The 13,302-nt window shown below is 35.1% G+C and carries 14 protein-coding genes; 7 read left to right on the plus strand and 7 right to left on the minus strand.

Features of this window, described 5'->3' with window-relative positions; genetic code table 11:
• Window positions 1-277 precede the first annotated feature (277 nt).
• Both mqo and AC4CUY_RS08710 read right to left on the minus strand, forming a co-directional pair.
• On the minus strand, window positions 278-1,924 hold the full coding sequence (gene mqo / locus AC4CUY_RS08705; protein ID WP_419820488.1) for a malate dehydrogenase (quinone): 1,647 nt from the start codon (window positions 1,922-1,924) through the stop codon (window positions 278-280).
• A gap of 317 nt (window positions 1,925-2,241) precedes the next feature.
• Window positions 2,242-2,727, minus strand: coding sequence for an Lrp/AsnC family transcriptional regulator (locus AC4CUY_RS08710; RefSeq protein WP_490773988.1), 486 nt, complete (start codon window positions 2,725-2,727; stop codon window positions 2,242-2,244).
• 481 nt (window positions 2,728-3,208) lie between these two features.
• On the opposite strand from AC4CUY_RS08710, the gene AC4CUY_RS08715 reads away from it, so the two are divergent.
• From AC4CUY_RS08715 to AC4CUY_RS08730, 4 genes are all read left to right on the plus strand, one after another.
• The gene (locus AC4CUY_RS08715; protein WP_490773989.1) at window positions 3,209-4,192 is read left to right on the plus strand and encodes an ion transporter; all 984 of its coding nucleotides are present in this window, start codon (window positions 3,209-3,211) and stop codon (window positions 4,190-4,192) included.
• Window positions 4,193-4,362: 170 nt separating this feature from the next.
• The gene (locus AC4CUY_RS08720; protein WP_419327436.1) at window positions 4,363-4,815 is read left to right on the plus strand and encodes a hypothetical protein; all 453 of its coding nucleotides are present in this window, start codon (window positions 4,363-4,365) and stop codon (window positions 4,813-4,815) included.
• 308 nt (window positions 4,816-5,123) lie between these two features.
• Entirely contained in the window at window positions 5,124-6,344 is a 1,221-nt protein-coding gene (gene gltS / locus AC4CUY_RS08725; RefSeq protein WP_336952995.1) for a sodium/glutamate symporter, read from the plus strand.
• Between the two features lie 522 nt (window positions 6,345-6,866).
• Window positions 6,867-7,880 (plus strand): diguanylate cyclase domain-containing protein, encoded by a 1,014-nt coding sequence (locus AC4CUY_RS08730; RefSeq protein WP_336951459.1) that lies wholly within the window; start codon window positions 6,867-6,869, stop codon window positions 7,878-7,880.
• Window positions 7,881-8,093: 213 nt separating this feature from the next.
• Here AC4CUY_RS08730 and AC4CUY_RS08735 read toward each other — a convergent pair whose 3' ends face one another.
• Both AC4CUY_RS08735 and AC4CUY_RS08740 read right to left on the minus strand, forming a co-directional pair.
• Entirely contained in the window at window positions 8,094-8,552 is a 459-nt protein-coding gene (locus AC4CUY_RS08735; RefSeq protein ID WP_336951457.1) for a DUF441 domain-containing protein, read from the minus strand.
• A 108-nt stretch (window positions 8,553-8,660) separates the two neighbouring features.
• Window positions 8,661-9,119: an RrF2 family transcriptional regulator gene (locus AC4CUY_RS08740; protein ID WP_336951455.1), complete on the minus strand. Its 459-nt coding sequence runs from the start codon at window positions 9,117-9,119 to the stop codon at window positions 8,661-8,663.
• A 102-nt stretch (window positions 9,120-9,221) separates the two neighbouring features.
• On the opposite strand from AC4CUY_RS08740, the gene AC4CUY_RS08745 reads away from it, so the two are divergent.
• The 3 genes from AC4CUY_RS08745 to AC4CUY_RS08755 all read left to right on the plus strand — a co-directional run bounded on the left by AC4CUY_RS08745 (window position 9,222) and on the right by AC4CUY_RS08755 (window position 11,187).
• A complete protein-coding gene (locus AC4CUY_RS08745) occupies window positions 9,222-10,130 on the plus strand; it encodes an NAD(P)/FAD-dependent oxidoreductase (RefSeq protein ID WP_483769966.1) in 909 nt (302 codons plus the stop codon).
• Between the two features lie 107 nt (window positions 10,131-10,237).
• On the plus strand, window positions 10,238-10,960 hold the full coding sequence (locus tag AC4CUY_RS08750) for a pseudouridine synthase (protein WP_419327439.1): 723 nt from the start codon (window positions 10,238-10,240) through the stop codon (window positions 10,958-10,960).
• A 2-nt stretch (window positions 10,961-10,962) separates the two neighbouring features.
• On the plus strand, window positions 10,963-11,187 hold the full coding sequence (locus tag AC4CUY_RS08755; protein WP_483769965.1) for a peptidyl-tRNA hydrolase: 225 nt from the start codon (window positions 10,963-10,965) through the stop codon (window positions 11,185-11,187).
• Window positions 11,188-11,320: 133 nt separating this feature from the next.
• On the opposite strand, the gene AC4CUY_RS08760 is transcribed toward AC4CUY_RS08755, so the two are convergent.
• The 3 genes from AC4CUY_RS08760 to AC4CUY_RS08770 form a co-directional block, all read right to left on the minus strand.
• Window positions 11,321-11,764, minus strand: coding sequence for a GNAT family N-acetyltransferase (locus AC4CUY_RS08760; RefSeq protein WP_004821200.1), 444 nt, complete (start codon window positions 11,762-11,764; stop codon window positions 11,321-11,323).
• 94 nt (window positions 11,765-11,858) lie between these two features.
• Complete coding sequence (locus AC4CUY_RS08765) at window positions 11,859-12,170, minus strand: type II toxin-antitoxin system RelB/DinJ family antitoxin (RefSeq protein WP_419327440.1); 312 nt, start codon at window positions 12,168-12,170, stop codon at window positions 11,859-11,861.
• 107 nt (window positions 12,171-12,277) lie between these two features.
• Window positions 12,278-13,195, minus strand: coding sequence for a pseudouridine synthase (locus AC4CUY_RS08770; protein WP_490773990.1), 918 nt, complete (start codon window positions 13,193-13,195; stop codon window positions 12,278-12,280).
• Between the last annotated feature and the right edge of the window lie 107 nt (window positions 13,196-13,302).

Genomic DNA, 13,302 nt, shown 5'->3' on the forward strand with positions numbered 1-13,302 from the left:
CTGTTTTAAATCAATTAGATTCAGTGAAAATAAATAAATTTTTTGATCATTTTTTATAAATTAATCAATTGGGTAAAGCTTAATTTTCTTTAATAACCATTTGCTTAATCAGAAAGTTTTTGAGTAGGCATTAAAAAGCCCCTTATTCAGGGGCTAGTCGTATAGATCACTCTATACTTATATAAGGCTCATCTCATACTGAGTCTATTAAAACACAAAATGAGATATTCAGCCATAAAAAAGATGAGCTGTAGCTCATCTTTTTTACACAAGAAAATTAATGTGCATTTGCTACAGCAGGTGCAGCAGCGGCTGTCGCATCATTTGCAGCTTTACGAGTAGGTGTATAGTTTAAACCTAAAGTCGAGCTGGTATATGTACGCACTTGATCAAGCAGAGCAGGGTTGGTATTTAAATCCTGTTGATAAGACTTCACAATCTCATGCAATTTTGGATTCCATTTACCTTTCACTTGCTCTGGGAACGCTTTTTCCATCAAGCTCAACATAATGTATGGAGAGGTTGATGCACCTGGTGAAGCACCAAGAAGGCCCGTGATTGAACCATCTTTAGAGGTGAAAATCTCAGTACCGAATTGAAGTGTTGCTGGTTTACCCGGTGCTTTTTTGATGATTTGAACACGTTGGCCAGCTTGGCTTAAAGTCCAGTCTTCAATTTTTGCATCTGGATAATACTTTTTCAATTCATTGAACTGATCTTGCTTAGACATCGCCACTTGGCTGACTAAATATTTCACCAAGTCCAGATTTTCTATTCCAATGGTTGCCATCGGAATCACATTGTTTTTGTTGGTCGCATCAATTAAATCAAACTGAGAGCCATTTTTTAGGAACTTGTTTGAATAGGTTGCGAATGGGCCAAATAATACATACTTTTTACCATCAACGTAACGAGTATCAATGTGTGGTACAGACATCGGAGGTGCACCTAATTCAGGCTTACCATAGACTTTTGCAGTATGTTGTGATGTAACAGCTGGATTGTCTGTCATCAAGAAAATACCACCGATCGGGAAGCCAGCATATTGCTTAGTTTCTTCCAGACCTGTCATTTGTAATAATCTAATTGCAGCACCGCCCGCACCAATAAACACATGGCGAGTTTTAACATGACTGGTTGTGTTGGTTTTTAGATTTTTAAACGATACAGTCCAAGTTTTGTCTGCATTTTGACTAATACCTGTTACTTCAGATGAAGTTTCAAGTTTGAATTTAGGCTGTTTTTTCAAATGATCAATTAATTGAGTCGTAATTGAACCATAATTTACATCAGAACCTACGTCCATACGTGTTGCAGCAACTTTTTGGTTTGCATCACGGCCCTGCATAACTAAAGGCGCCCATTGCTTAATTTCAGCAGGATTTTCAGTATATTTTAATCCTTCGAACATTGGGCTTTGGCTCATCGCTTCATAACGTTTTTTCATGTAGTTCACGCTATCGCCCCAAACAAAGGCAATATGTGGTACAGGATTAATAAAGCTGTTTGGTTGACCCAGCACGCCATTTTTGACTTGATAAGCCCAGAATTGTTTACTTACTTCAAACTGTGAAGCAGTATCAATGGCTTTTTTAATATCAACTTTACCGTCTTTCTCAGGGGTATAGTTCATTTCCATAAAGCCAGAGTGTCCCGTTCCTGCGTTGTTGAATCCCGCAGAACTTTCTTGACCTACTTGATCCAAACGCTCATACATATTGATGGTCCAGTCTGGTTCAACTTCATTGAGGTAAGTCCCCAAGGTTGCACTCATAATACCGCCACCAACAAGTACCACATCTACAACTGGTTCATCTGCTGTTGTGTTGACTTTTTTAGAAGCAATTGGTCTAAATAAAAAGATCAATCCAATAACAAATATAACCCCGATGACAATCAGTAGGTATTTAAAAAATCTCTTCATATATTTCCTGTTTCATCAAGTTTTAATAATATTGTAATGTAGAAAAGTTACATAAATCTTAGTTTGTGTAATGATTTTTTTCGTAAATGATTTAAATATATGAAATAATTTGTTTTTAAATTTGTAAAGATGTGTACGAAAAACAACCAGATTAAAATTTGATTAGTATATTTGTGTAATAAATATTCAAAAAAGTCTTAGACTAAAGTACTATTTTTTGTAGGTGTTAAGCTTTTTGTATCTTTAAATTGGCTGAAAAATATGCTAAAAACAAGAGTTTTCAGTCTAAATATGAAAACTCTTCTCAGTTTTTTTGCTCATTCAATCATCATTAGGTCTGATTTATTTTCAAGCTTTAAAGGACGTAAAGCAAAAATAGAGCGGGTATGACGAATACCTTTCATTGAATATAAGTTTTTACGTAAAAAGCGTTCATAATGTTCAGCATTTTTCACCGCAACTTTGACCAAATAATCATAATCACCTGTTACCAAATGCGCTTCTATAACTTCAGGCATTTGACTAAGCGCATCACTAAATTGTTCTAAGATCTCGTCGTCATGACGTTCTAAAGTGATCTCAATAAAAAATAGCTCATTAATCCCGATGGCTTTGGCATTAATGGTTGCAGTATAGCCTTCAATGATATTTAAAGATTCTAGACGTTTAACGCGTGTCCAACATGGTGAAGAGGAGAGTCCAACCAGATCAGAAAGCTGGGCGACTGTTAAACGTCCATCTTTTCGAAGTTCCGATAAAATTTTGCGATCAATCCTATCTAAACTGTACTGACTTTCATTCATGAGCTTTACCACAGAAAATATTTTCGATAATAATGGAATATGTGAAAAATCATTCCAAAAATACTGGAGATTTATATTAAATACGGGAAACATTCTATTCAGTAGAACGTTAGAATAAACTTATCAAATCAAAGACATTTGGGAGACTGGCTTTGATTTAGCGGATAGTATCTTTAGAGGAAAGGGTGCCTTTAACGATACTGTCCGCGACCTTATTCTACGCTTTAAAAAATTTATAAAAATAGCTTTAAAACGATAAAATTCAACCGCGCCTTCACAAAATGCATATGATTCAATAAGACATTGTAATCTTATTTATTCTATAACAAAAAATTATGCAATGAATAAGATATATTTATACTTTGAGTTCGAGGCTTTAACATTCAAAATAGTCAACAAAATTGTAATCTCAAGTAGCTGAAGATGTGCAATTAAATCGAGAAGTATTAAGATGCTTTATCTTTAAAATAAAGAATAATGCATGCGATTCACAGCTTGGTACACACTTCGAAAATTTGTATATGACAATTTGCATAATGAAGATTATGAAACATGGTTTAGTCGTGCGATCAATTTTTCTTTGATTTTTCTAATTATTGGTAATGTTGTTGCGGTACTTTTAGAATCAATCAATGATGTCTATAAAGCCTATCAACTTTATTTCGATGCTTTTGAAGATTTTTCAATCATTGTATTTACAGCTGAATATATTTTACGTTTTTGGAGTGTTGTAGAAAAAGAACCGTTTGATTCTGAGTGGAGAGTACGCTGGAAATATGTGACCAGTGGTGCTGCGATTATCGATTTACTGGCGATTTTACCTGCATATGTCAACTTCTTTGTACATATTGATTTGAGATTTTTGCGGATTTTACGCTTATTACGTTTATTGAAACTTACCCGATATTTCATTTCACTACAGATTTTACTGCGTGTTATAGAACGTGAAAAAGGTTCATTTCAAGCAGTAATTTTTATTTTGGTCATTATGATCGTAATGGCAGCAGCAGGTATCTATGTCGTGGAAGGTCGAGCGCAACCTGATGTCTTTAGCTCAATCCCTGCATCTATGTGGTGGGCCGTGGTGACATTAACCACTGTTGGTTATGGTGATGTAACACCGATTACACCCCTTGGACGTTTTCTTGGTGCATTGATTACCATACTTGGCGTCGGATTAGCCGCTTTACCTGCAGGTATTTTGGCAAATGGTTTAGCCAATGAATTAGAGTTAAGAAAACAACAACTGGAGTTGAAGTTTCGAGATCTGTTAGAAAGTTGCGAAATTGATATTATTCATGATGAAGACAAAATTGATGAGATTCGTAGAGATGTTGGCTTATCTGCTGAGCAGACGCGAGATATTGTTTTACAACTGATTCGTGAACGTAAAGAGCAGGAATTGGAAAGAGAAAAAAACAAGTATTGTTTCTGTCCAAATTGCGGATATAAGTTACCTGAGTGAGTATGATTAAAAAGGGATTTATACAATAAAAAATAAATGAAAAATTGAAGTGTAACGATTAAAAATAACTTTTTCTAAAGTTACACTTCAGATACAATGTAAAAGATTAGGCAATTACAACTGAACAAAAGAATGGATTGTCGACACAACGCATTGGATTGTAATTAAGTATGAAAATTAAAAGTTTATCAAAAATTGTTTTATTTGCTGTAATTTCTCTAAATACAGGCTGCGCTGCTGTCATGGCAACAAAGCAACCAACAAAAAAAGATTTATCAATATTTAATAAAGGCGTAGATCGTAGTTTAATTATTGCTGAAATTGGGGCACCTATTACATCTGAATTTAAAAATGGTAAACGTTATGAAATTTACACATTTATGCAGGGATATTCAAAGGCTAATAAAATAAGCCGTGCGGTTTGGCACGGTGCGGCAGATGTCTTCACTTTAGGACTTTGGGAAATTATTGGCACACCAACAGAATCAGCTTTTAATGGGAAAAAAACTTCTTATGAAATGGTTTTTGATGCTGATGATCGTTTAGAAAGCTCTAAATTATTGACAATGTCAGAGTATAAAAATGATTCAAATTCTACAGCTGAAATAGAAGTTAAAAAATAGATGAATACTTTATGAGAATAGAAACAAGGAAGCACATCGCTTCCCTGTTTTATTTTAATGTACCTTTATCAATGTTTAATTAGGTCATCATCTGTATAGCTCTATCGATTCTTACATTGGCTGAGACGAATCAATCCGTGCTTTAAAAGCTTCACAATAAAAGTGATAATTTCAATCTGTTTAGTGATGAAAATTCTTCTGAATATTTTGACCAACGAATAGACTAATAATAGTTTTACATATTTTTTAATGAATTATTGAGTAAATTTAAGTATTAATAACGCCATAAAAGTTTTGAATGGTTAACAATGAACATTAATGTTGATATTTTTGGCACGATTGCAATTGCTGTAGCCGTTCTTTTTATTGGTTATTTTCTTGTAAATAAGATCAGTATATTGAAGCGATATAATATTCCTGAACCTGTCGTAGGTGGGTTAATTGCTGCTGCTGTAACATTTGTACTGTTTAAGCAATTTAATTTAACCGTAAATTTTAATGCCAATATTCAACAAAGTTTTATGTTGATGTTTTTTACTTCTGTTGGACTGAGTGCAAGTCTGGTTAAATTAAAAGAAGGAGGGAAATCGCTGCTTCTTTTTATGGTTTGCGTGGTGATTTATGTGTTATTGCAAAATGCTGTTGGTATAAGTTTGGCAACTGTATTGGATTTAAATCCTTTGATTGGCTTGATTGCAGGATCCGTCACTTTAACTGGTGGACATGGTACAGCTGGAGCATGGGGCAGTATTTTTGAAGAAAATTATGGTATCAAAGGTGCGGTTGTCTTAGGAATGGCGAGTGCGACATTTGGTCTGGTCATTGGTGGAATGATGGGTGGTCCAGTTGCAAAGTTTCTGATTCGTCGCTATCAATTGGCTGAAGAAATTGCGCCATCAGCAACGCGTATGCAAGCTCCCCCATCGGCTGAAACAGCGCCATTTGAATATCCAGAAAAAACCCGTTTAATCACCGCTGATGATGCAGTTAAAACCATAGGAATGTTTGCACTGTGTATTGTATTTGCTAACTTTATGACAGGTTTTGCCAAAGGGCAATGGTTTGAGCTACCGACCTTTGTATGGGCATTGGGATGTGGAGTATTTTTACGTAATACGTTGGAATATGTATTTAAAATTGAACTGTTTGACCGTTGTATTGATGTGTTTGGTAATGCGTCGCTGGCATTATTTTTAGCTATTGCCTTGATGTCTTTACAATTATGGCTACTTGCTGATTTAGCAGGTCCTTTGGTGATTATTCTGATTGTTCAGACTATTTTTCTTGCTTTATATCTGTTTTTTGTTACTTTCCGTGTTATGGGTAAAAACTATGATGCGGCAGTATTGTGTGCAGGTCAGTGTGGGGTGAATTTAGGCGCAACACCAACTGCCATTGCCAATATTCAAGCAGTGACGAATACTTATGGGCCATCGCATAAAGCTTTTTTAATTATCCCTCTAACAGGTGCATTTTTTGTTGATATTGTGAATGCTATAGTCATTCAAACCATCACAAAGTTTTTTTAAATGTTCTTTTACAAAAAGTGATGCGATCACTTAAGGATTTGAAAACAGCCATAAAAGTGGCTGTTTTTCGTATTTAAATTAGTTTTATCATTACTCATTACTCATTACTCATTACTCATTACTCATTACTCATTACTCATTACTCATTACTCATTACTCATTTGAATATGAAACAGTTTTATAAGATCTATATTGGGGTGGTAAATCTTGATTTAGACTAAGATTTTCTATTTAAGACTTTAAACTTTCAAAAATGATTAGATGAGTGATTGAATGTTTGAGTTAAATTAAAGCTTAAAAGATGTAATGGATTGAATTTTTACTCAAAAATTTAATGAACACAGTAATATACTTTAAATATGAATCATCATAATATGTATGTCATAAACTCTGTGCTTGATAATAATTTACTTATTCAGGCTTTGAAATGAAGCTAGCGCTAGTAGGCACTAATACTTATTTCATCAATGTAGAGTTTGACCTTATATACTTAAATTGGATCACCCTCGTCTAGGATGATGTATGTCTAAAACGAAACAACCAACCTCAAAACAATTACTGTCAGTGATTCAGACGCAGACAGCAATTGCAAAATTAGGCTTAGATATCAATGCTGTCATGACTTTAGTGGCAGAGCAAGTTCAATTGATTACCCATGCAAAAGGTGCAATTGTAGAGCTCGCTGAAGAAGGTGATATGGTTTATCGTGCCGTTTCAAATGGCGCTAATCAATTTCTAGGCCTACGATTAAAGATGGGCTCTAGCCTTTCAGGGCTCTGTATCGCGCAGAATACGACTTTGTATTGTAAAGATAGTGAAACTGATGCGCGTGTAGATCGTGAAGCATGTAGACGGGTTGGGCTGCGTTCTATGGCTGTTGTACCACTAATTCATTGTGATGAACCGATTGGTGTATTAAAAATTTATTCAGAACGCGTAAATGCTTTTAAAGAAAGTGATATAAATTTACTTACTCTCATGTCTGAACTGATTGCTGCTGCAATGTATCATGCTAGTAAGTTTGGTGCCCAAGAACTCTATAAACTTGCCACACAGGATCAGTTAACAGGACTTGCCAATCGTGCTTTGTTTCTTGATTGTCTAAGACAAGGTGTTGAAAAAGCGAAACGTACACAAAAACTACTTGGGATTTTGATCATTGATATGGATGGCTTGAAACCAATCAATGATCAATATGGACACCGTTTAGGTGATGAGGCATTAAAGGAAATTGGTAAACGTATTGTCAATACTACGCGACACGATGATTTGGTTGCACGTTTGGGGGGCGATGAGTTTGCAGTGATTTTAAGCAGTCTTGGCGATCAACAGTTGGCAAAAAAAGTCATGAATCGTATTGTTGAAGCATGTGGATTACCATTTGTATTTGAAAACGTCAAATTGACTATGGGTGCAAGTGTAGGTCTGGCTTTATTTCCTGAAGATGGCATTGAACTCAATAAGTTGATTGAATTTGCAGACCTTAAAATGTATGAACATAAACGTTCTAGAAAAATCATCAACCTAAACACTTGAGTTTTAAAATCTTTAATTTGAAATAAATTTTAGTATAGTTTAGGTTTGTTCAATATCATTTATGTGGATCATATGCATTGAGAGTATCTGCCAATCGTTATGTATAAGCATTTATCAATTTTATGAGTTGAATGTAGCTCTACTTAACCTGATAGTTTTAAGCAAATCTCGAAACTATCAGATCAGGGTTAAGAGAGTATATTTTAAAATACTTTAAGTTTTTCCAATCAGTAAAGATAGAATTCCTGCAGCAATCAAGGGACCCACAGGTACACCTCTGAGCAGAGCAACTCCAGCGACAGTTCCAATCAATAAACCTGCAACGACATTGGGTTGGCTGGTCATTAAGGAAACTCCACGGCCACCTAACCATGCAACTAATAAACCAATCGCAATAGCTGTTAATGATTTCCAGTGCATAAATGATTTTAAAATGACATCACCAGGGATTTTGCCACTGGCAATTGGAGTAAGCACACCAATAGTTAAAATAATAACGCCTACTTCTAAACCGTGGGTCTGTAATAATGGGAAAAATTCACTTAACGGTGTGATTCTAAAGACAATCAAAATCCCAGCTGCAATGGTGACCGCAGTATTGTGACTGAAAATGCCGCAGACCAATAAAACAAGAAGCACAATTAAATTTAGGTCTAGACTAGAAAAACTCATCAATATTCATCATTAAAAATTAATATATCGCCCCATTATACTGAAAAGCAGCATGTGAATTTGTCTTGTCAGGCGATGAGTTACATTTAAATTCAGCTGAATGCGGATTTAATGGACAATAAATTTTTGAGTTTCAGCACCCAATAAATTCCATTCATACTCAAAGTCTTGTGCTAGTTTAGACAGATTTGTTGATTTAAGCTGTTGTATTAAAATGTTTTGTGCCTCTTGCATGGCTTGGTTTAAAGCCTTATTTACCACCAATTCAACCAGACAGTTGGGTGTTTCTTGTTCATTGCCAATCGCAAAAATAGTAGGTTCTCCAACAGCCTGATAAATATCAAATAATGATATTTGTTCTAAGGTTTGCACTAAAGTCCAGCCACCACCAGGGCCTTTGTCTGCATGAACAAAGCCTGCTTTTTTTAAACCAGACATGGTACGACGCACTACGACAGGATTGGTGTCTAACATGATTGAAATTTGTTCAGAGGTGAACGGTTTTTTTTCACGTGCCATATGTAATAGCACATGCAACATTCGAGAAAGCTTACTGTCTTTACGCATAGTTTTTAAGTCAACGCTCTTTTTTTAATTGTAACATTAAAAGTTGCAATTATAAAAATAACTGAATATAGTAACTTTAAAAGTTACCTATTGGTGTGGGAAATGAACTATGACGTCGTAATTATTGGTGGGAGTTATGCAGGTTTATCAGCAGCATTACCATTGCTTCGTGCTAGAAAAAAAGTGTTAATGATTGATGCAGGCATGCATCGTAATCGTTTTGCTGAACATTCGCATAATTTCTTAACCCAAGATGGCAATACGCCAGCAGCAATTATTCGTGATGCAAAATTACAGTTAGACAAATACCAAACTTTGTCATGTATTAACGCATCAGTCACCGATGTGAGAGCTGTCGGGCAGCAATATGAGATTCAAATAGACCAAGCCGATGACACGGGTACAACCATTCAAGTCAAAAAAATAATTATTGCTACAGGCGTTAACGATGATTTACCTAAAATCGATGGTTTAGCAGAACGGTGGGGGAAAAGTATTTTTCATTGTCCATACTGTGATGGCTATGAGTTAAATCTGGGGACACTTGGAGTGTTATGTTCAGGTTTACATTCGATCCATATGGCACTGATGTTACCCGACTGGGGCAATACCACTTTATTTTTAAATGATGCAATTTCACAAGCTGAATTAGATCCCGTCATACTTAAACAGCTTAAACAAAGAAATGTGAAATTGGATACCCGCAAAATTCTTAAAATACACAATCATTGTGATTTAGTCTTGGAAGATGGTGAGCAGGTTCAATTAGATGGATTATTCATTTCCACTTTTATGCGCATGAATGCCCCTTGGATCAAAAAACTGGGTGTAGCGCTTGATGTAAATGAATATAGCGAAGCCATTCAAACCACAGCCATGAAAGAAACCAATCTTAAAGGGATATATGCTTGTGGTGATATCACCCGTTCAGGTGGTTCAGTTGCTTTCTCAGTTGCAGATGGAGCACTGGCGGGTGTTGCTGTACATAAGTCATTTATCTTTAATACTTGATAAAAGCATATATTGATTAATCAATAAGGCTAAAAAAGCCTGAATGTTGTTTGGGTTTCAATTCACGATACTTTAAAATGTATCGTGAATTTTTAAGGTATTGATTTATGTTCTTGGAAAAAATGTTGCAATCACAAGGCTTTGGTTCACGTAAGCATTGCCAACAACTCATCAAAAATGGTGCAATTCAAATCCAAAACGAGGTCGTTACAGACCCTAAATTTAAGCTTGATACCCAAAATCTAGTATTTTCAGTCTATACCGAAACATTTAAATACCGTGAAAAAGTCTATATTGCCTTAAATAAACCACAGGATTACGAATGTTCCCATCAATCAACACACCATTTTAGTGTTTTTGATTTATTCGATGATGTACTTATGAACCGTGGTTTACAAACTGTTGGTCGTTTAGATCAGGACACGACGGGTCTATTGCTACTCACGGATGATGGGCAGTTTTTGCAAGCATTGACTCATCCTAAAAAGCACGTGGCTAAAGTTTATCAAATACAAACAGCAGATCCAATTACAGATGATCAGATTCAACAACTTGAACAGGGTGTAGAATTACGCAATGAAAAAGGTACATTTGCAGCAACAGATGTACAGCGCTTGGCTGAATATGCATTACAAATGACTGTACACCAAGGGGTTTATCATCAAGTCAAACGGATGTTAGCTGCAGTGGGTAATAGGGTTGAAAGCTTGCATCGTGCACAAGTCGGACAATTAGCACTTAAAGAATTGGTTGAAGGCGAGTGGGTTTATTTGACAGAAGATCAGGTGAATGCTGCTAGAAATAGTCAAAATGAACAAATAGTGATTTGATCATGGCTTTAAAGCTCTTTATTGCTGTTTTAGATAAAATGCCAGACTTTATGGTTCCAACTCTTGTTGCGCATGCAGTTTTGGCTGCGCATTTACACTTTGTTCAAGATGCTGATGCCGAAAGTTATAAAAATTGGTTAGAACATTCTTTTCGTAAAGTTGTGGTTAAAGTGAATCAAAAAGAATTTGATAAAATTGCTCAAATTAAAGTGTTATTTAGGACATGAAAGTACAGTATTGGATAGTAAAAAATCCTGTGCTGTGGTCTTTCCTATTTCACAGGACACGATACCCAATGTACTTAAATTCGCAAAGATGTTGAAACCTGTATTGAATTGATTAAAAATTGTATAGTACAAATTACTTAAGAAAACAATGAAATGTCTGGAATTCATTGTCTTTAACAAAACCCATTTGCTCATAGAGCTGATGTGAATGGTAATTGTTTTTCTGGGTTTCTAAACTGATTCGTTGCGCATCTTCATGACGTGCAAAAAGAATTGCAGTATCAATCAGTTGCTTGGCAGAACCTTGTCGACGAAAAACAGGTGTTACATAAACATCATCTAAAATATAGTACTTTGAACAAGAAACAGATGAAAAGCCTTGGTATAACAACACAAAGCCTGTAAAAACATCATCTTTGACATGGATGAAGATTACACTTTCTTTATTTTCAAAACGTTGTTTTAAAAAATTAAAGGACTGTTGGATATTGGAAGATGCGCCGTAAAATTGGCGATATTCATCAAATAAAGTAGCAAGTTGATTTAAATCTTCTTTGGTCGCTCGTCTAACGATCATTTATTACTCCTTGCAATGATTTTTATCTTTGCAAAAGAGCATAACCAAAAAATAGAAAAGTAAACTTAATTATTTGTTTAAAAATGCGACAGTGTTATTTTTTGTCACTTTCACCCAAGATGGCATTTAACTCTGCAAATAGATCTTCATCGTCATCATTTAAATCAACAGATGAATTGAGTTGCCCGTTTTGTTGGTCTTGCTTAAGTTTTCTCAGCTTGAGTAACTGATCCATATTGATATTTTGATTTTCTATAGCGAAAGGGATGGATTTTGTGATGACAACTTGTTTAAAAAACAGTCGAACTGCTTGTGCAGGCGTAATCCCCAATTGTTTAAAAACAGCAAATGCTAGTTTTTTTTCTTGTGAATCAAGACGTACTTGATAGACTTCGGTTTTTCTCATGAATAGTGACCAAACAAAATTAGAGTTTGAATGCTTATTTTAATCAAAGCTTTCGGAATTTCAATGCTTAATCGCCAAAAAGTGATATATTTGTCATTACGTCAAAATTACAGTGTCAATTCATAGTTAGAACAGAAGCAATATTCTACTTGTCTAATCGGGTCAAGAAACTGAATTTTTTTGGCTAAAAGCTGCAAAGGTTGTGAAAAATCAGCAGCATCTTTATGTTGAACCCGCGGATAAAAGGGGTCATTTTTAATTGGAATATTTAACCAATTTAAATGTACCCGTAATTGATGCTGTTTACCCGTTGATGGCTTAAGTAAGTATTTTGCCCAAATTTGATTATGTTCAATGAGATCAATTTCGGTATATGAGTTTGATTTTCCATCAACAACTTTCATGGTGTAAAAAAGTTCGCCCTTTTCCATTCTTAAATCTACAGAACGTGGAAAGCTTAACTCAGAATCAAATTTTGCAATTGCTTGATAGGTTTTATTGACTTGCCGTTGTGCAAACATTTGTTGATATAGACCACGTGTTTGTGGGCATTTAGAAAACAATACAATGCCAGCAGTTTCACGATCTAAACGATGGATGGGGGTTAAGTCAGGATTATTTATCGTTTTTTTTAAACGGACTAATAATGTTTCTTGAATATATTGGCCTGAGGGACTGATGGTCAAAAAATGAGGTTTATCTACGGCAATGAAGTCCTCATTTTCAAATAATATACTTTCTTGAAAAGGCACATAAATCTCATGCGTTAGAAATCGATAATAGTAAAGATGAGTATTCGCTAGATAGGGATGATCTATTGTTAATACTTGACCATGCATATCCAAGATGAGTTGATCTTCAAAACGTTGTTGCCATTCATTGGTTGAAATATGCGGAAAATGGTTACATAAATAACTGAATAAATTTGTAGGCAAATTTTCTAATTTAGGGAGATAAACTTTTGAAGCTGTTACACCATCTCTCATTGGCGGTTGATATTCTGAAACAAGGGTGACGGGTTTCATAAGCGTATTTTTTATGCAGATAAGTTTAAAGTGAGTTGTCTAAGCGTGTTGGAAAGTATCAAAACATGATTTCTAAACAATGCAACATAGGTTTTAAAGTCACGCAA

This window comes from Acinetobacter sp. 778_lipA (assembly GCF_058242985.1).